Source organism: Pseudogulbenkiania sp. FW507-F1 (assembly GCF_058781125.1).
This window is the reverse complement of record NZ_JBYSWM010000009.1, coordinates 122,516-140,473: the sequence shown is the minus strand read 5'-3', so window position 1 is coordinate 140,473 and position 17,958 is coordinate 122,516. Positions and strand designations below refer to the sequence as shown.

At 65.7% G+C, this 17,958-nt stretch carries 16 protein-coding genes; 13 read left to right on the top strand and 3 right to left on the bottom strand.

The window, feature by feature from the left end:
* Positions 1-619 precede the first annotated feature (619 nt).
* From antA to AC3WG5_RS08270, 4 genes are all read left to right on the top strand, one after another.
* Entirely contained in the window at positions 620-2,008 is a 1,389-nt protein-coding gene (antA, locus tag AC3WG5_RS08285) for an anthranilate 1,2-dioxygenase large subunit (RefSeq protein WP_492568370.1), read from the top strand.
* A 3-nt stretch (positions 2,009-2,011) separates the two neighbouring features.
* Positions 2,012-2,500: an anthranilate 1,2-dioxygenase small subunit gene (gene antB, locus AC3WG5_RS08280; RefSeq protein ID WP_492568369.1), complete on the top strand. Its 489-nt coding sequence runs from the start codon at positions 2,012-2,014 to the stop codon at positions 2,498-2,500.
* A gap of 16 nt (positions 2,501-2,516) precedes the next feature.
* A complete protein-coding gene (gene antC / locus AC3WG5_RS08275) occupies positions 2,517-3,548 on the top strand; it encodes an anthranilate 1,2-dioxygenase electron transfer component AntC (protein WP_492568368.1) in 1,032 nt (343 codons plus the stop codon).
* A 90-nt stretch (positions 3,549-3,638) separates the two neighbouring features.
* Positions 3,639-4,649, top strand: a complete 1,011-nt coding sequence (locus tag AC3WG5_RS08270; RefSeq protein ID WP_492568367.1) for an AraC family transcriptional regulator — start codon at positions 3,639-3,641, stop codon at positions 4,647-4,649.
* Positions 4,650-4,675: 26 nt separating this feature from the next.
* Here AC3WG5_RS08270 and AC3WG5_RS08265 read toward each other — a convergent pair whose 3' ends face one another.
* On the bottom strand, positions 4,676-7,339 hold the full coding sequence (locus AC3WG5_RS08265; RefSeq protein WP_492568366.1) for a sensor domain-containing protein: 2,664 nt from the start codon (positions 7,337-7,339) through the stop codon (positions 4,676-4,678).
* 221 nt (positions 7,340-7,560) lie between these two features.
* Between AC3WG5_RS08265 and AC3WG5_RS08260 the strand changes: the two genes are divergently transcribed.
* The 7 genes from AC3WG5_RS08260 (at position 7,561) to lnt (ending at position 13,481) form a co-directional block, all read left to right on the top strand.
* Positions 7,561-7,923: a hypothetical protein gene (locus AC3WG5_RS08260; protein WP_492568365.1), complete on the top strand. Its 363-nt coding sequence runs from the start codon at positions 7,561-7,563 to the stop codon at positions 7,921-7,923.
* Positions 7,924-7,946: 23 nt separating this feature from the next.
* Positions 7,947-9,281, top strand: a complete 1,335-nt coding sequence (gene miaB / locus AC3WG5_RS08255; protein ID WP_492568364.1) for a tRNA (N6-isopentenyl adenosine(37)-C2)-methylthiotransferase MiaB — start codon at positions 7,947-7,949, stop codon at positions 9,279-9,281.
* A gap of 64 nt (positions 9,282-9,345) precedes the next feature.
* Positions 9,346-9,642 (top strand): YciI family protein, encoded by a 297-nt coding sequence (locus tag AC3WG5_RS08250; protein ID WP_492568363.1) that lies wholly within the window; start codon positions 9,346-9,348, stop codon positions 9,640-9,642.
* A 21-nt stretch (positions 9,643-9,663) separates the two neighbouring features.
* Positions 9,664-10,635 carry a PhoH family protein gene (locus AC3WG5_RS08245; protein ID WP_492568362.1) on the top strand — a complete coding sequence of 324 codons (972 nt, stop codon included), beginning with the start codon at positions 9,664-9,666 and terminating at the stop codon, positions 10,633-10,635.
* Entirely contained in the window at positions 10,622-11,128 is a 507-nt protein-coding gene (ybeY, locus tag AC3WG5_RS08240) for an rRNA maturation RNase YbeY (RefSeq protein ID WP_008955668.1), read from the top strand. Before AC3WG5_RS08245 ends, ybeY begins: the two co-directional genes overlap by 14 nt.
* A 4-nt stretch (positions 11,129-11,132) precedes the next feature.
* On the top strand, positions 11,133-11,984 hold the full coding sequence (locus AC3WG5_RS08235; protein ID WP_492568361.1) for a CorC family transporter: 852 nt from the start codon (positions 11,133-11,135) through the stop codon (positions 11,982-11,984).
* 3 nt (positions 11,985-11,987) lie between these two features.
* Positions 11,988-13,481 carry an apolipoprotein N-acyltransferase gene (lnt, locus tag AC3WG5_RS08230; protein ID WP_492568360.1) on the top strand — a complete coding sequence of 498 codons (1,494 nt, stop codon included), beginning with the start codon at positions 11,988-11,990 and terminating at the stop codon, positions 13,479-13,481.
* A 45-nt stretch (positions 13,482-13,526) separates the two neighbouring features.
* Here lnt and AC3WG5_RS08225 read toward each other — a convergent pair whose 3' ends face one another.
* A complete protein-coding gene (locus AC3WG5_RS08225; RefSeq protein WP_492568359.1) occupies positions 13,527-15,170 on the bottom strand; it encodes a methyl-accepting chemotaxis protein in 1,644 nt (547 codons plus the stop codon).
* Positions 15,171-15,701: 531 nt separating this feature from the next.
* Between AC3WG5_RS08225 and AC3WG5_RS08220 the strand changes: the two genes are divergently transcribed.
* Together AC3WG5_RS08220 and AC3WG5_RS08215 are read left to right on the top strand one after the other, a co-directional pair.
* Positions 15,702-16,499 (top strand): MOSC domain-containing protein, encoded by a 798-nt coding sequence (locus AC3WG5_RS08220; protein WP_492568358.1) that lies wholly within the window; start codon positions 15,702-15,704, stop codon positions 16,497-16,499.
* Between the two features lie 78 nt (positions 16,500-16,577).
* Positions 16,578-17,492: a glutaminase gene (locus AC3WG5_RS08215; protein WP_008955663.1), complete on the top strand. Its 915-nt coding sequence runs from the start codon at positions 16,578-16,580 to the stop codon at positions 17,490-17,492.
* A 65-nt stretch (positions 17,493-17,557) separates the two neighbouring features.
* Here the strand turns inward: AC3WG5_RS08215 and rplQ are convergent, their stop codons facing one another.
* Entirely contained in the window at positions 17,558-17,950 is a 393-nt protein-coding gene (rplQ, locus tag AC3WG5_RS08210; protein WP_008955662.1) for a 50S ribosomal protein L17, read from the bottom strand.
* Positions 17,951-17,958 lie beyond the last annotated feature (8 nt).

Genomic DNA, 17,958 nt, shown 5'->3' with positions numbered 1-17,958 from the left:
ACGCGCACCAGCACCAGGGTCTGGGTGTTCATGGTGGCCACCGACAACTTGTGCGGGCGGATGGTGGGCACATCGACCAGGATGGTCTCGATGGATCTGATCATGTCTTTAAAGTATCAATCGCTAAAATTACCAACTGAAACAGCAGCTTATTAGGTTATTTTTTCACCATCCAATACTGTTTTAGCATCAGACCGATACCCGTAAGGTATCCATTTGGCGATCAACCCGTCTGCCCTGCGCTCCCGCCCGCTCCCCCGTAGCAAAGCCCGGCGCGGGCCGTTGCGACGTGCGCTCTGGCTGGAGACGATTGAATACCCGTTGGCGCCGGGGAGCTATCCGGCTACTGGTCAATGGCTATCCGCTTTTTTTGCGGGCGACGGCGAAGAGGAGAAGGACAAACGACGCGCCCGTGCGGCGCGGACAGCGACGGGGCTACCATCCCGGATGGCATGAACACGCACCGGAAGCGCTCAAGGAGGGGAGGACGACAGGACGGCCCAAAAAAACGGATAGCGAACGCCAAGTAGCCGGATAGCCCCGACCCCCGATCAGGTATTCAATCGCCGTGGTCTTAGCGTGATTAAAAGACCATCACAAGGCAGGAGGAGAATTGATCATGAGCACGGCAAAAACCCCATCGCAATGGCAAGAATTCATCGGCGGCTGTCTGGACTTCCGACCCGCGGAAGGCGTGTACCGGATGGCGCGCGAGATGTTTACCGAGCCGGAACTGTTCGAGCTGGAGATGGAATTCATCTTCGAGAAGAACTGGATCTACGCTTGCCACGAAAGCGAAATCCCCAACCCGCACGACTTCATCACCCTGCGCGCCGGCCGCATGCCGATGATCGTGACACGCGACGGCAACGGCGGACTGAACGCCATGATCAACGCCTGTCAGCACCGCGGCGCCACGCTGACGCGCCTGAGCAAGGGCAATCAATCGACCTTCACCTGCCCGTTCCACGCCTGGTGCTACAAAAACGACGGCCGCCTGCTGAAGGTGAAGGCGCCGGGCGAATATTGCGAGGACTTCGACAAATCCACGCGCGGCCTGAAGAAGGCGCGCATCGAGAGCTATAAGGGCTTCGTTTTCATCAGCCTGGACGCCAACGGCCGCGACACGCTGGAAGACTACCTGGGCGATGCGCGCGTCTTCTTCGACATGATGGTGGCGCAGTCCCCCACCGGCGAACTGGAAGTGCTGCCGGGCAAATCCACCTACACCTTCGACGGCAACTGGAAGCTGCAGAACGAGAACGGCCTGGACGGCTACCACGTCAGCACCGTGCACTACAACTACGTGGCCACGGTGCAGCACCGCCAGGACGCCAACGCGCAAAAAGGCGAGGCCGGCAGCGGCACGCTCGACTACAGCAAGCTCGGCGCCGGCGACGCCGAAACCGACGACGGCTGGTTCTCGTTCCGGAACGGCCACAGCGTGCTGTTCAGCGACATGCCCAACCCGGCGGTGCGCCCCGGCTACGCCAGCGTGATGCCGCGCCTGGTGGAGGAACACGGCCAAGCCAAGGCGGAGTGGATGATGCACCGCCTGCGCAACCTCAACATCTACCCCAGCCTGTTCTTCATGGACCAGATCAGCTCGCAGCTGCGCATCGTGCGCCCGGTGGCCTGGAACAAGACCGAGATCGTCAGTCAGTGCATCGGCGTGAAGGGCGAATCGGACCAGGACCGCGAAAACCGCATCCGCCAGTTCGAGGATTTCTTCAACGTCTCCGGCATGGGCACGCCGGACGACCTGGTGGAATTCCGCGAACAGCAGCGCGGCTTCCAGGCGCGCCTGGAACGCTGGAACGACATCTCGCGCGGCCACCACAAGTGGCTGGAAGGCGCCACGCCGAACAGCGAGCTATTGGGCATCCAGCCGGTGCTGACCGGCACCGAACTGACCCACGAAGGCCTCTACGTCAACCAGCACGGCGCCTGGCGCGAGTTCCTGCTCAAGGGCCTGCAGCAGAAGTGCAACGACAGCAAGGAGATTTGAGCCATGAGCCAACGACAGCACTCCATCGAACAGTTCCTCTACCGCAAGGCCGAGTTGTGCGACGCGCAGGACTGGGACGCCTACCTCGATCTATTCGACGAGGACAGTGAATTCCACGTGCCGCAGTGGGATTCCGAACACGAGTACACCACCGACCCCAAGTGCGGCATGTCGCTGATCTATTACCGCAACCGCTCGGGACTGGAAGACCGCGTGTTCCGCCTGCGTACCGGCAAGTCGGCCGCCTCCACGCCGCTGCCGCGCACCCTGCACCAGATCAGCAACGTGCGTATCGACGAGCGCCCGGACGGGCAGCTCGAGGTCAAGGCCAACTGGACTACCTTCTATAGCCGCCACGGCGTCGCCGAGCACTTCTTCGGCCGCGTCACCTACCGGCTGCGCCCCGCGGGTGAGAGCTGGAAGATCGTGCGGAAACACGTGCTGCTGCTCAACGACACCATCAACGCGGTGCTGGATTTCTACCATCTGTAAGCGGGAGGACCGTGCCATGAGCCACAAAGTCGCCTTCAGTTTTGCCGACGGCAAGACGCTGTTCTTCGACGTCCGCCCCAACGAGGTCCTGCTCGACGCCGCGCTGCGCAACGGGGTGAACATCCCGCTCGACTGCCGCGAAGGCGTGTGCGGCACCTGCCAGGGCCGCTGCGAAGCGGGCCGCTACAGCCAGGACTATGTTGATGAGGAGACCCTGTCGGCGGCGGATCTCGCCGCCCGCAAGGTGCTGACCTGCCAGACGCGGGTGCAGTCGGACGCCTCGTTCTACTTCGATTTCAACTCCAGCCTGTGCCACGCCGGCGGCACCCGCCTGCTTTCGGCCAACGTGAGCGGGGTACGGCAGGTGTCCGAGACCACCGCGATCCTGCACCTGGACGCCAGCGCCTACCCGCAGCAATTGGACTTCCTGCCCGGCCAGTACGCGCGCCTGCAGGTGCCGGGCAGCGGCGCTTGGCGCTCGTACTCGTTCGCCAACCGCCCCAACCCGCGCAACCAACTGCAGTTCCTGATCCGCCTCTTGCCCAACGGCGCGATGAGCGACTACCTGCGCGAGCGCTGCCAGCCGGGCCAGGCCATCGCGTTCGAAGCCCCGCTGGGCGCCTTCTACCTGCGCCAAGTGGAGCGGCCGCTGGTGATGGTGGCCGGCGGCACCGGGCTGTCGGCCTTCCTCGGCATGCTGGACGAGTTGGCCGAACAGGGCGGCTGTGGCCAGCCGGTGCGGCTCTACTACGGCGTGAGCAACGCGCGCGACCTGTGCGAGCGGGAACGGCTGGCGGGCTACGCCGAGCGCATCGCCGATTTCTCGTACCAGATCGTGGTGATGAACCCGTCGCCGGAGTGGCCGGGCAAGACCGGGCTGATCCCCGAGCATCTCGACCGCCGCTGGCTGGCCGCCCGCCCCTTCGACATGTACCTGTGCGGCCCGCCGCCGATGGTCGAGGCGATCAAGCAGTGGCTGGACGCGCAGGGCCTGGCAGACGCCCGCCTCTACTACGAGAAGTTCAGCGACAGCAACACCAGCCGCTGACACCCTGGCCGTGCCCGCCCTGGCGGGTACGGCCCAAGTCTATGAAATTGCGTCCAAATTCCCTATGCTAGGCGTAGGCGGAGGGTGGCCATGAGCGAACAGAAGCAAACGCAAGCCGAGTGCGATTGTCTTGGCATACACGCGCTGCGTAACGACCTGGACGGCGCGCGCGACTGGATGGCCGGCATCTGCGGACCGCACGGGCTGGAAGTGAGCTGCCCGCAACGGCTGCAGTTTCACCACGCCGGCAACGTGCTGCGCTCGATGGCCACCTCGCTCGGTTATGTCGAGTACGGCACCGACGTCACCGTGGTCGTGCGCGAGGACACCCCGCTCAACTGCTACAGCATCAGCCTGCCGCTGGTGGGCGAGCAGGAACTGGCGGCGGAAGGGCGCCTGTTGCTGTCCGACAGCAACAACGGCCTGATCTTGCAGCCGCATGAAAACCAGGCTCTCACCATCGCCGGCAACTGCCGCAAGATCCTGGTGGCCATCCCGCGCCCGGCCCTGCGCAAGGTGCTGGAAAACCTGCTGCAACGCCCGCTCGATGCCCCGCTGACCTTCCAGGCAGGCATGGATGCCCATAGCGGCGATCAGGCCGCCTGGTGGCGCATGGTCAAGTACCTGCTGAGCGAGATGGAGCGCACCGGCAAGCTGTTCAGCCACCTCTACATGGCGAACGACCTGGAGCACGCCCTGATCAAGGGGCTGCTGCTGTCGCAGCCGCACAACTACTCGGACGAACTGGCCAGCATGCTGGCGCCGTCCTGTCCGCACTATCTGACGCGCGCCCGGCACTACATCCACGAAAACGCGCACGAGGACTTGAACCTGGAGGACATCGAGCGCGTGGCGGGCGTGTCGCGCTTCAAGCTGTTCGAGGGCTTCAAGCGCCATTTCGGCCTGGCGCCGATCGCCTATCTCAAGCAATTCCGGCTCGAGGCGGTGCGGCGCGACATCCTGGCGGACCGCTCCGGCCGCAATATCTCCAGCATCGCCATGAGCTGGGGCTTCACCCACCTGGGACGCTTCTCCAGCGACTACCGGAAACTGTTCGACGAAACGCCGTCGCAGACCTTGAGCCGCATCGGGCGGCGCTAGCGCCACCCGGCCGCCCCCTCCCCGCCTCAGGACGGCGGCGCGATCACGCCGCGGCCATCGCGCAGCCAGCGTTCGAACGCCTCCGCCGGCAGCGGCGGGCTGAACAGGTAGCCCTGGCCGCTGTCGCACCCCAACTGGCGCAGGAACGCCAGCTGCTGTGGCGTTTCCACCCCTTCGGCCAACGCCTCGAGCTTGAGGTTGCGCACCATGGCGATGATGGTGGTGACGATCTCGGCATCGCTGCTGTCGCGCGGCAGGTCGCGCACGAAGCTGCGATCGATCTTCAGCTTGTCGAGCGGAAAACGCTTGAGGTAGGCCAGCGAGGAGTAGCCGGTGCCGAAGTCATCGATGGCCAGGCTCACCCCGAGGCGCTTGAGCGCATGCAGCGTCTTCACCGCCTGCTCGGCCTGTTCCATCAGCGCCCCCTCGGTCAGCTCCAGTTCCAGTTGCGCCGGCGGCAGCCCGCTGCCCTGCAGCGCCTTGCGCACCTGGCCGACCAGATCGTGACGCAGGAACTGCCGCGGCGAGAGGTTGACCGCCAGCAGCAGCGGCAGCCCGGCGTCGAGCCAGGCCTTGCCCTGGCGGCACGCCTCGTGCAACACCCAGTCGCCGAGCGGGACGATCAACCCGGTCTCCTCGGCCAGCGGAATGAAGCGCGACGGCGGCACCAGCGCCTCCCCCGGCGGCTGCCAGCGCACCAGCACTTCGGCCCCCAGCACCCTGCCGCTCGCCAGCTCGACCAGGGGCTGGTAGTGCAGCACGAACTCCTCGCACCGCAGCGCCCGGCGCAGGCTGGTTTCCATGCTCAGTCGCTCGTTGGCGGCGCGCGTCAGCGACTCGGTGTAGAAGCGGTACGCGTTGCTGCCCTGGGCCTTGGCCAGGTACATCGCGGCATCGGCGTTGCGGATCAGCTCGCTGGCACTGCGCCCGTCGCCGGGGTAGAGGCTGATGCCGATGCTGGCGCCGACGTAGGCCTCGCCCCCGCCGGAGAAGCCGAAAGGCTGATCGACCACCTTGAGCAAGGCGTGCGCAATGCTGGCGACCTGCTGCACCGGGGCCTCCTCGATCACCACCAGGAACTCGTCGCCCCCCAGGCGCGCCAGCGTATCCTCCTGGCGCAGCCGCTGATGCAGGCGCTGCGCGATGGCCACCAGCAGTTCATCGCCCGCCTGATGCCCGAGGCTGTCGTTGATGGTCTTGAAGCGGTCGAGATCGATGAACATCACCGCGAGCGGGAAGGCATGACGCCGGGCCCGCTCCAGGGCGTGCTCCAGCCGGGCCAGCGCCAGGTGACGATTGGGCAGCCCGGTGAGGGGATCGTAATGCGCCAGGCGCTCCAGCTGCTCCTGGCTGTCCTTGAGCTGGCTGATGTCGTTGAACACGAAGACGTACTGACGCGGCCGGCCCTGCTCGTCGCGCACGCAGCTGATCGACAGCCACAGCGGAAACGGCGTGCCGTCCCGCTTGCGATGCCAGAGCTCCCCCTCCCAGCGCCCGCTCGCGAGCAGCTGCCGCCAGATGCGGCGGTAGAACGCGGCATCCTGGTGCGCCGTGCGCCACAAGGGCGGCGTCCGTCCCAGCAGGGCCTCCACCGGGTAGCGGGTGATCTCGCCAAAGGCGGCGTTCACCGCCAGGATGCGGCGATGGTGGTCGGTAATGATCACGCCCTCGAGCATGCTGTCGAACACCGTCAGTGCAAGCTGCTGGGCTTCTTCCGATTGCTTGCGCGCCGAGATGTCCTCCACCACCAAGATGAAATATTCCGGCCGCCCGCCTTCATCGCGCATCAGCGCCGCGGTGAGATTGGCCCAGACCAGCTGGCCGCCCCGCTGCCGATAGCGTTTCTCGATGGAAAAACTGGGAATCTCGCCACCGAGCAGGCGTCGCGTCATCGCCAGATCGCTGTCCAGATCGGCGGGATGGGTGATGTCCTGAAGGGTCAGCCGCAGCAGCTCTTCGCGCGAGTAGCCGAGGATGTCGCACAAGCGCTGGTTGACGCGGATCCAGTGGCCGTCGAGCCCGAGGTGGGCGATCCCCACCGCCGCCTGCTCGAAGGTGCCGCGAAACAGCTGCTCGCGCTCGCGCAAGGCGTCGTCCTGCGCCTTCTGGACGCTGATGTCCTGCAGCACCCCCAGCACCAGGCCGGGCGCCTCCTCGTCGAGGTGCACCTGATAGTGCAGCCGCAGCCACACCGGCGCCGCGCCGGTGCCGGCACGGCAGAACTCGACGCTGCCGCTGCCTTCGGCCAACATCGCATCGAGCACCGTCGCGACCCGCGCGCGATCGCCCGCCGCCACCCGCTGCAGCAGGGTGCCGCGCTCCGTGCGCGTCTCGCTGGCGGGCAGCCCCAGCAGCTGCCGGGCGGCGCCGCTCCAGAGGAACTCGCGGCGCGCGCTGTCGTATTCCCAGCTGCCCAGCTGCGCGCTCAGCTGCGCCTCTTGGAACAGCGCCTGGTTGCGCCGCAGCTGGACCAACAGCTGTGCCTGCGACTTCAAGGCACGCCGCACCAGGTAGTAGAGCAGCAGCGAGATACCCGCGACGAAGCCCATCCCCTTGTAGGTCTGCAGCATCATCAGGGTCTGCGTGCTGACCGGCAGCGAGGCCAGGAAACGGTCGCTGAGCACGATCCACAGCACGCCCGCCAAGGCGAACGTACCGGACAGGCGCAGCGCTTGGCGCTGGTGAGTCATGGGGCTCCAGGTCGGGGAAGGATGGGGTGGAACGCGCCGGCAGGGTCCCGGCGCGTCATGTACTTGGCATTATAATGGGCCAAGCCCGCCGGCGCGCTGCTCTTGCCGTTGCGGCGCGAGCGGCAACCATCCTGACCGACAGGAAAAACCCCGCTTTGCCACGGGCCGGCGCCTCCCCCCGGGGAGTCTATGGTAGACTCGCGCAACATGTTCATTTGCCTATGAAAACACGACTCCTCGCCCTCCTCGTCACCCTGCTGTGCGCCCAGAGCGCCCTGGCCGGCCGCGTGCTGCCCGCCACCCTGCAGATCGGAGAAATCAACGCCGCCGACAGCACACAGATCAGCTTCGCGGCCGAGCGCTCCTGGCTGCAGGCACTCACCGGACTCTTCATCCCGGCCGGCACCGCCTATCCGCTGGCGCCCGGCGTGCGCATCCTCGACGAGAACAACCGCTTCCTGCTGACCGGCCAGCTGCCGGGACTGGTGGGCCGGCGCGTGGGGGTGACGGTCGATATGTCAGGCGCCATCAACCGGATCTGGGTACTGACGGACGACGATCTGCGCACCCTGGCCCGGCCATAACCCTAGCTGGAATCGCTGTTGCCATGAAGAAGGTATATATCAAGACCTTCGGCTGCCAGATGAACGAGTACGACTCCGACAAGATGGTCGACGTGCTCGGTGACGCCGAAGGCATGGTCAAGACGGACAACCCCGAAGAGGCCGACGTCATTCTGTTCAACACCTGTAGCGTGCGCGAAAAGGCGCAGGAAAAGGTGTTCTCCGATCTCGGCCGCATCCGTCCGCTGAAGGACGCCAGGCCGGATCTGATCATCGGCGTCGGCGGCTGCGTGGCGTCGCAGGAAGGCGACACCATCGTCAAGCGCGCGCCCTACGTGGACGTGGTGTTCGGGCCGCAGACCCTGCACCGCCTGCCCGAGCTGATCCGCGCCAAGCAGGACAGCGGCGCGGCCCAGGTCGACATCTCCTTCCCCGAGATCGAGAAGTTCGACCACATCCCGCCCGCCAAGGTCGACGGCGGCGCCGCCTTCGTCTCGATCATGGAAGGCTGCTCCAAGTACTGCTCGTTCTGCGTGGTGCCCTACACCCGCGGCGAGGAAGTGTCGCGCCCGTTCGACGACGTGCTGACCGAAATCGCCGGCCTCGCCGCCCAGGGCGTCAAGGAAATCACCCTGCTGGGACAGAACGTCAACGCCTACCGCGGCCTGATGGCCGACGGCGAGATCGCCGACTTCGCGCTGCTGCTGGAATACGTGCACGAAGTGCCGGGCGTGGAGCGCATCCGCTTCACCACCAGCCACCCGCGCGAATTCAGCCAGCGCATCATCGACTGCTACGCCAAGCTGCCCAAGCTCGTGTCGCACCTGCACCTGCCGGTGCAAAGCGGCTGCGACCGCGTGCTGATGGCGATGAAGCGCGGCTACACCGCGCTGGAATACAAGTCGATCATCCGCAAGCTGCGCGCCATCCGCCCCGAGCTGTGCCTGTCGTCTGACTTCATCGTCGGCTTCCCCGGCGAGACCGAGGAAGACTTCAACGCCACGCTCAAGCTGGTCAAGGACCTCGAGTTCGACTTCAGCTTCGTGTTCATCTACAGCCCGCGCCCCGGCACCCCGGCCGCCAACCTGCCGGACGACACGCCGCACGAAGAGAAGGTACGCCGCCTCGAAGCCTTGAACGAGGTGATCGAGGCCAAGGGCTTCGCCATCAACCAGAGCATGGTCGGCACGGTGCAACGCGTGCTGGTCGAAGCGGTGTCGAAGAAGGACCCGAACATGCTGGCGGCACGCACCATGAACAACCGCGTCGTCAACTTCATCGGCAACCCGCGCCTGTTGAACCAGATGATCGAGGTGCGCATCACCGAGGCGCGCCCGCACTCGCTGGCGGGCGAAATCGTGACCACCGAAACCGTCTGAAGGAGTTCCGCCCGGCCCATGCCGGGCGTATCCTTAAACCATACCATTCACGCTTCGGCCAACCATGTTCATCGTCTCCCTCAGCTACACCGCCCCGCTCGCCGCCGTCGACGCCCTGCTCGACGCCCACGTCGCCTGGCTGCAACGCGGCTACGCCGACGGCGCCTTCCTGGCCTCGGGGCGCAAGGTGCCGCGCAACGGCGGCGTGATCCTGGCGCGCGGTGAACGGGCCGCGCTGGAACAAAGGTTGGCCGAAGACCCGTTCGCGCGGGCCGGCCTGGCCCAGTACGACATCACCGAATTCATTCCGACCCTGACCGCGGCAGACCTCGACGCCTTGCGCGAGCCCCTGCCCGGCTGAACGCCGCGGAGCCGATCCCCCTTGCAAACCGAACAGCTAAGCTTCAACCCCATCGACAACGAACGCCTGGCGCGCCTGTGCGGCCCGCTCGACGAAAACCTCAAGCAGATCGAAACCGGGCTCGACGTGGTGATCCAGCGCCGCGGCGAGGGCTTCCGCATCCGCGGCTCGCGCGCCGCGGATGCCGCCACCGCACTGACCCGTTTCTACCTGCAGGCCGAAAAACAGGAGCTGTCGATCGACGACATCCAGCTTGGCCTGGTCGAGGTTCGCCAGCATGCCGCCACGCCGGAAGAAGAAGCGCCGGTGCTGGCGACGCGCCGTGGCGACCTGCGCGGCCGCACGCCGCGCCAGAACAGCTACATCAAGGCCATCCAGCAGCACGACATCACCTTCGGCATCGGCCCGGCCGGCACCGGCAAGACCTACCTCGCCGTCGCCTGCGCGGTGGACGCCATGGAGCGTGACGCCATCAAGCGCATCGTGCTGGTGCGCCCGGCGGTCGAGGCCGGCGAGAAGCTGGGCTTTTTGCCCGGCGACCTGGCGCAGAAGGTCGACCCCTACCTGCGCCCGCTTTACGACGCGCTCTACGACCTGATGGGCTTCGACAAGGTGACCCGGCTGTTCGAGAAGAACCTGATCGAGATCGCCCCGCTCGCCTACATGCGCGGCCGCACCCTGAACAGCGCCTTCATCATCCTCGACGAGGCGCAGAACACCACGCCGGAACAGATGAAGATGTTCCTGACGCGCATCGGCTTCGGCTCCAAGGCGGTGATCACCGGCGACATCACCCAGATCGACCTGGCGCGCCACCAGAAAAGCGGCCTGGTCGAGGTCGAGCGCATCCTGACCCACGTGCGCGGCATCCACTTCCATCACTTCCAGAGCGACGACGTGGTGCGCCACCCGCTGGTGCAGAAAATCGTCGACGCCTACGACGCCCATCAACTGAAAGAACTCACGCAAAGCAAGTCCGATGAAAAGAGCTAAGCGCACCCCGCTGCGACAAAGGTTGGCCGAACGCCTGGAATTGACGCTGGATATCCGCAGCGACGCCGCCGACCTGCCCCGCGCCGCCGACCTGCAACGCTGGGCCCGCGCCGCCTTGCAGGCCGACGTGCAGAAAGCGCAGATCAGCCTGCTGCTGGTCGAAGGCGAGGAAGGCCGCGCCCTCAACCGCGACTACCGCGGCAAGGACTACGCCACCAACGTGCTGAGCTTCGCCCTCAACGAAGGCGAAACCCTCCCCGGCATGCCCTTGTTCGGCGACCTGGTGCTGTGCGTGCCGGTGGTGGCACGCGAAGCCGCCGAACAGGACACCCCGCTCGCGGCCCACTACGCCCACCTCACGGTGCACGGCATGCTGCACCTGCAGGGCTACGACCACGAAGACGACGACGAGGCCGAGGTCATGGAGGCGCTTGAAACCGCCATTCTCGCCAAGCTAGGATATCCGGACCCCTACGCGGCGGAGAAAACCTGACACCATGGACGATTCCAGCAAGAGCAGACCCGGTTGGCTGGAGCGCCTGTCGACGCTGCTGCTGCGTGAGCCGGAAGACCGCAAGGAACTGGTCGAATTGCTGCACTCGGCCTTCGAGCGCGACCTGCTCGACGCCGAAGCACTCGGCATGATCGAGGGCGTGCTGTCGGTCAGCGAACTGACCGTGCGCGACGTCATGGTGTCGCGCAGCCTGATGGACGTGGTCCGGTACGATGAAACCGTGGAGAAGCTGCTGCCCTTCGTCATCGAGACCGGGCACTCGCGCTTCCCGGTGATCGGCGACGACAAGGACGACGTGCAGGGCATCCTGCTCGCCAAGGACCTGCTGCGCTACTTCCACCAGCCCGCCACCTTCAAGCTGGTCGACATCCTGCGCCAGGCGGTGTTCGTCCCGGAATCCAAGCCGCTCAACCTGCTGCTGCGCGACTTCCGCACCACGCGCAACCACATGGCCATCGTGGTCGACGAATACGGCGGCGTCGCCGGCCTCGTCACCATCGAGGACGTCATCGAGCAGATCGTCGGCGACATCGAGGACGAATACGACAACGACGACAGCGCCGACAACATCATCCCGGTGCGCGGCCAGCGCTACCGCGTCAAGGCGCTGACCGAGATCGCCGACTTCAACCACTACTTCGATACCGGCTTTGCCGACAACGACGTCGATACCATCGGCGGCCTGGTGATCTCGCTGTTCGGCCATCTGCCCAAGCGTGGCGAAACGGTGCAAAGCGACGACCTGCGCTTCACCGTGATCCGCACCGACGGCCGTCGTCTACACACCCTGCTGGTCGAACGCCTGCAAACCCAGGACCAGCCGCTCACACCCTGACCCATGCGCACCTTACTGCTCCTGCTCGTGGCCGCGCTCGCCGGCGCCGCCACGCTGTTCGCCTTCGCCCCCTACCGCCTGTTCTGGCTGATGCCGCTCGCCCTAGCGGCGCTCGCCGAACTGGCCCAACGCCGTCCCCAGCGCGCCTTCTGGCTCGGCTACAGCTGGGGCGTCGCCGCCTACACCGCCAACTTCCACTGGATCTACTACAGCCTGCACGACATCGCCGGCATGCCGTTCTGGCTCGCCGCGCCGATGACGGCGCTGCTGCCGGCCTACCTCGCGCTCTACCCCGGCCTCGCGCTGTGGCTCGCCTGCCGCATCGACCGCCGCCCCGCCATGCGCTGGCTGGTGCTGTTCCCGGCTCTTTGGACCCTGGCCGAATGGCTGCGCGGCTGGATGCTCACCGGCTTCCCCTGGGGCACCGCCGGCTACTCCCAGATTACCGAGAGCCCGCTGGCGGGCTACGCCGCCGTGTCCGGCGTCTACGGCGTCACCCTGCTGGTGGCGTTCAGCGCCGGCGCCCTGATCGTGCTGCCCCGCCTCGCCAACCGCTGGCGCCTGGCGCTGCTGCTGACGATCGCCGCGAGCTGGGCCGGCGGCCAGCAACTCAAGGCGATCGAGTGGACCCGGCCCGTGGGCAAACCGCTGCGCGTGGCGCTGGCCCAGGGCAACATCCCGCAGAGCCTGAAGTGGGATCCGGCGATCTACGAATACACCCTCACCAGTTACTATCGCCAGGTTGCCAACAGCCGCGCCGACCTGATGATCCTGCCGGAAACCGCCCTGCCCGTGTTCCTCGACGAACTGCCCCCCGGCTTCCTCGGCCTGCTCGCGGCCACCGCCGAGCGCAACCAGATGGCCCTGGCCTTCGGCGTGCCGCGCCGCACCGACGACGGCCGCGGCTACCTCAACGCCGTCATCGCCCCGACCACGCCGGGGCTGCCGTACTACGCCAAGAACCATCTGGTGCCGTTCGGCGAGTTCATCCCGCTGCCAGGCATCACCAGCTGGATTTACCGCTTCATGAACATGCCACTCTCCGGCTTCAGCCGCGGCGGCGCCGACCAGCCGCCGATCGCCATGGCCGGCCAGCAGGTGGCGTTCAACGTCTGCTACGAAGACAGCTTCGGCGAGGAGCTGATCGGCCCGGCCGCCAAGGCCACCCTGCTCGCCAACGTCAGCAACCTGGCCTGGTTCGGCCAGAGCGACGCCGCCAGCCAGCATCTTCAGCTATCGCAGACGCGGGCGCTGGAAACCGGGCGGCCGATGCTGCGCGCCACCAACACCGGCATGACCGCGATCATCCACGCCGATGGCGAAATCGGCTCGATTGCCGCCCCGTTCACGCGCCAGGTGCTGTCCGGCATGGTACAGGGACGCAGTGGACTGACCCCCTACATGCAGTACGGCAACCGCCCGGTCCTGCTGCTGGCCGCCCTGCTGCTGACGCTGGCCATCCTGATCGGGCGTCGCCAGCGCGGGCCACAGGCATGAAAAAGGCCCGGCAGTGGCCGGGCCTACTTGCAGCGACTAGCGCGCTTACCAGCGGAACCGCGCCACCTGGTCGCGCAGGGTATCGGCCAGCGCATGCAAGTCCTCGATCGCATGCGACGCCGCCAGCGAGGCGTCGGCATTGACCGCCGCGCTCTGCGCGATATCGTCGACGTGGCGGGCAATCCCCTGACTCGCCTCGCTCTGCTCCTTCAGCGAGTGCGAGATATCGTTCACCACCAGCACCACCTGCTGGGCGCTGTCGCGGATGCGCGCAATCGCCTCACCGCCCTGCTCCGCCAGCTGCAACCCGCTCTTCACGCGCTGTACCGCCTCGGCCATGGTGCTGTGCGAAGCATCCGAAGTCAGACGAATTTCATCGATCATGCCGGCAATTTCCTGGGTAGCCTGGGCGGTACGCTCCGACAGCTTGCGCACCTCGTCGGCCACGACGGCAAAACCGCGTCCGCTCTCCCCGGCACGCGCGGCCTCGATCGCCGCGTTGAGCGCCAGCAGATTGGTCTGATCGGCAATATCCTTGATCACCTGCATGATGCTGGAGATGGTCTGGGTCTTCTGGGCCAGCTCGCCGATGCTCGACGCAGCCTGATCCACCGACTCGTTGATGCGCTGCATCTCGCCCACCGCGCTGGCGATCACCTCCCCGCCCTCGCGCGACAGCGTGCCGGAAGCCTGCGATAGCTGGCGCGCGTCCTGGGCATGCTCGGCAATCTGGTTGATGCTCACCGTCATCTGCTGCACCGAAGCCGCCATCGACGTCGCGGCACCGCTCTGCTGCCCCGAAGACTGCGCCACCGACTCGGCGTTACCGGCGATCCGGGAGCTCATGCCGGACATGGTATTGGCCCCTTCCGCAATCCGCTGCACCAGCTGGCGCAACTGCGACTGCATGTCGGCCACCGCCGCCAGCAGGCTGTCGCGGTCGCCCGGAACGAGCGCAATCGAGGCATCCAGCTGGCCGTCGGCAATACGGCGCACGATGGCGGCGGTCGCCGCCGGCTCGCCGCCGAGCTGACGCAGCACGCTGCGCACCAGCAGCAACCCGCCCCCGAGCAGCAACGCCAGCACCACGCCGACCCGCAACACCAGGCCCAGCAGCGCCCGCTGGAAGGCCGCGTCGAGATCGTCCAGGTACAGCCCGGTGCCGATCATCCAGTGCCAGCCCGGCGTGACCGTCAGGTACGATATCTTCGGCTGCGGCGTCGTGGAGCCCGGCTTGTCCCAGACGTAAGGCGCAAAACCCTTGCCCTGCCCCTCCTGCACGGTTTTCAGAAACAGCGCTGCCAGGTCGACGCCTTCCGGCGTTTTCATGCCGTGGGCGCTCTGGCCGATCTTGTCGGGGCGCGCGCCATGCGCCACGTACACCATATTCTGGTCGTAAGCGAAGAAGTACTCCTTGCCATCGTAGCGAATGGCATTGAGCGCCGCCGCCGCCAACGCCTTGGCCTGCGCTTCGCTCAGCGCCCCGCTGGCAGCCTTCTGCTCGTAGTTGGCCACCACCGCCACCGTCGCCTCGACCAGATTGCGCACCTTGTCCTTGCGATCCTGCAGCAGGCTGTCACGCTCACTGAGCAGGCTCCAGCCACCCTGCACACAGACCAGCACGGCCACCAGGCCCAGCAGCCCCAGCAACCTTGCCCGCAGACTCCAGCCATGATTTGCTTGTTTCATTGTTCTCCCCTGGTTATGCCGGCACACGGCTTCGGCCAACCCTGGCCGCCGGGTACATCGGAGGCTGCCTGGCAGCAGTCAGCCCCCCTCAGGATACTACTAAGCCTTCAGCATAGGCTCTCAGGAAAAACCCTAGTACCCTACTCGTCAGCCACCTGGAGCCGGATCAGGGACAGCCGGCCACGAGGCGCCAGAGCGTCACCTCCCCTTCTTGATCGGCCTGGCAGGAGGATTCTTGAGCCGCCTGGTACCTGCCGGTACCGCCTGGATGCCGCTCACGCTACCCGAGCGCGCTCCGGCCTGCTAACCTCGCAGGCAGCACCCGCCCGGTCGGGCCAAGCGCCATGAAGCCAACGCCATGACGTCATCCGGCGAGACGCGACAACCCTATCGCAAGAAAGCGGCCAAACCGGACCGATGCCCACACAGCAGCCAGGCCATGGCCAACCCACGCCCGGCATCACCGCAGCCGAGCACGCCAGGCAGGCCCCATTCACCCCGCAGCAACGCACATTCCTAAGGAGCAGATCCGTGCAACTGGCCAGCATGTACGTCCACCCCCTCAAATCCGCCCGCGGCATTCCGTACACCCGGGCGTTTGCCTCGTGGCAGGGCTTGCTGCACGACCGTGAGTGGCTGCTGACCGATGAGGCCGGGCGCTTCATTACCGCACGCGACTATCCCCAACTGCTCACGATCCGCTGCACGCCGATTCCCGGCGCCATCCTGTTCCAGGCCCCGGACATGGCCCCCGTCGCCGCGCTCGCCACCGAATTCGACACCCCCAGCGCTACCAGCGTCTGGAAAGACCATTTCACCGCCTATCATGGCTCGCCGCGGACCGACGCCTGGTTCAGCCGCTACCTCGGTATTCCCTGCCGCCTGTTGTGGCTGGGGCGCCACTCCCATCGCAAGCAGAAGACCAGCGAACACGGCCTGTCCTTTGCCGATGGTTACCCCTACCTGCTGGTCAACCAGAGCTCGCTCGACGAACTCAACACCCAGTTGCCCCAGCCGGTCACCCAGCGCCACTTCCGCCCCAACCTGGTTGTCAGCGGTGCCACGCCCTACGAAGAAGACGACTGGAAGGTGGTACGCATCGGCGCGGTGATCTTCGACGTCGCCAAACCCTGCACCCGCTGCACCCTGACCACGGTCAATCCTGACAACGGCATGCCGTCGCCAGACGGCGAGCCCCTTGCCACCCTGATCAAGACTCGCCAGCTGCCCGAGGGCATCTGCTTCGGCGTCAACCTGGTACCCCGCAACGAAGGGATCCTGCAGCTGGGCGACCCCTTCGAGGTGCTTGAGCTACGCTATACTTTCTGACGGCAACTCCAGAGAGGGGGCCGACAAGAGCCCGCCACAGGGCCGCCAACGACAACACACCCTGACAACACAAGACACATGGATTATCAGACCCTCCTCGATGAAATAGCGCAGGACATCGTCCCCTATTTCGGACTGGGCAAGGTGGCGAACTACATCCCCGCCCTGGCCAAGATCAACCCACAGCAGTTCGCCATCAGCATCGCCACGCTCGACGGCCAGCAATACTCCACCGGCCAGGCCGACACCCGGTTCTCGATTCAGAGCCTGTCCAAGGTATTCATGCTGTCGCTGGTGCTGGGACGTCTTGGCGACAACTTGTGGACCCGCGTTGGCAAGGAACCGTCAGGCAACCCCTTCAACTCGCTGATCCAGCTGGAAAACGAGAACGGCATTCCCCGCAATCCTTTCATCAACGCCGGTGCGCTGGTGGTGACTGATCTCGCCAACTCGCTGTACGGCGAAGCCAAGGCGGTGCTGCTGGATTTCTTGCGCCAGGAAAGCGGCGCCGACGACCTCGCCTTCGATCTCGAGGTGGCGCAATCCGAGCAACAGCACGGCGACCGTAATGCCGCACTGGCGCACTTCATGAAAAGCTACGGCAACATGGTCAATCCGGTAGAGCGCACCCTAGACAGCTACTTCCACAGCTGCAGCATCACCATGAGCTGCGCCGAACTCGCCCGCGCCGGCCTCTACCTCGCCAACCACGGTCTCTCCCCGGTCAGCGGCCAGCAGCGCCTGAGCCGCAGCCAGGCCAAGCAGGTCAACGCCATCATGCTCACCTGCGGCACCTACGACGCCGCCGGTGAATTCGCCTACCGGGTCGGACTACCATGCAAAAGCGGCGTGGGGGGAGGCATCCTGGCGGTCATCCCCGGCAAGCTGAGCATGGCGGTGTGGAGCCCGGCGCTGGACAGCCAAGGCAATTCGCTGATCGGACTGGAAGCGCTCGACCGTTTCACCACCCGCACCGGGCTATCCATTTTCTAGCCTTCGCGAAGAGGAAAATAAAAAAGCCAGCTTACGCTGGCTTTTTTATTCAGAGCACCCGAAGGTTACTCGGCTTCTTCTTCCACTGCTACCGCATCTTCCGGACGGTCCAGCAGCTCAACCAGAGCCATCGGAGCGTTGTCGCCGTTGCGGAAGCCGTACTTCAGGATGCGAACATAACCGCCATTGCGGGCGGTGTAGCGCGGACCCAGTACGTCGAAGAGTTTTACCACGATGTCGCGGTCACGCGTGCGGTCGAAAGCCAAGCGGCGGTTTGCCAGCGACGGCTTCTTGCCCAGCGTGATCAGCGGCTCAGCCACACGACGCAATTCCTTGGCCTTCGGCAGCGTGGTCACGATGACTTCGTGACGCAGCAGCGAGTTAGCCATGTTGCGCAGCATAGCCAGACGGTGGCTAGTCGTGCGGTTCAGTTTACGATTGCTATAACGATGACGCATTGTTAATG

Bases quoted from the DNA above. Each gene is read 5' to 3' on its own strand.
- lnt (WP_492568360.1), top strand. From the start codon at position 11,988: ATGCGCACCTTACTGCTCCTGCTCGTGGCCGCGCTCGCCGGCGCCGCC.
- AC3WG5_RS08225 (WP_492568359.1), bottom strand. From the start codon at position 15,170: ATGAAACAAGCAAATCATGGCTGGAGTCTGCGGGCAAGGTTGCTGGGG.
- AC3WG5_RS08250 (WP_492568363.1), top strand. From the start codon at position 9,346: ATGTTCATCGTCTCCCTCAGCTACACCGCCCCGCTCGCCGCCGTCGAC.
- AC3WG5_RS08215 (WP_008955663.1), top strand. From the start codon at position 16,578: ATGGATTATCAGACCCTCCTCGATGAAATAGCGCAGGACATCGTCCCC.
- antA (WP_492568370.1), top strand. From the start codon at position 620: ATGAGCACGGCAAAAACCCCATCGCAATGGCAAGAATTCATCGGCGGC.
- AC3WG5_RS08265 (WP_492568366.1), bottom strand. From the start codon at position 7,339: ATGACTCACCAGCGCCAAGCGCTGCGCCTGTCCGGTACGTTCGCCTTG.
- rplQ (WP_008955662.1), bottom strand. From the start codon at position 17,950: ATGCGTCATCGTTATAGCAATCGTAAACTGAACCGCACGACTAGCCAC.
- AC3WG5_RS08270 (WP_492568367.1), top strand. From the start codon at position 3,639: ATGAGCGAACAGAAGCAAACGCAAGCCGAGTGCGATTGTCTTGGCATA.
- AC3WG5_RS08260 (WP_492568365.1), top strand. From the start codon at position 7,561: ATGAAAACACGACTCCTCGCCCTCCTCGTCACCCTGCTGTGCGCCCAG.
- antC (WP_492568368.1), top strand. From the start codon at position 2,517: ATGAGCCACAAAGTCGCCTTCAGTTTTGCCGACGGCAAGACGCTGTTC.
- AC3WG5_RS08235 (WP_492568361.1), top strand. From the start codon at position 11,133: ATGGACGATTCCAGCAAGAGCAGACCCGGTTGGCTGGAGCGCCTGTCG.
- ybeY (WP_008955668.1), top strand. From the start codon at position 10,622: ATGAAAAGAGCTAAGCGCACCCCGCTGCGACAAAGGTTGGCCGAACGC.
- miaB (WP_492568364.1), top strand. From the start codon at position 7,947: ATGAAGAAGGTATATATCAAGACCTTCGGCTGCCAGATGAACGAGTAC.
- antB (WP_492568369.1), top strand. From the start codon at position 2,012: ATGAGCCAACGACAGCACTCCATCGAACAGTTCCTCTACCGCAAGGCC.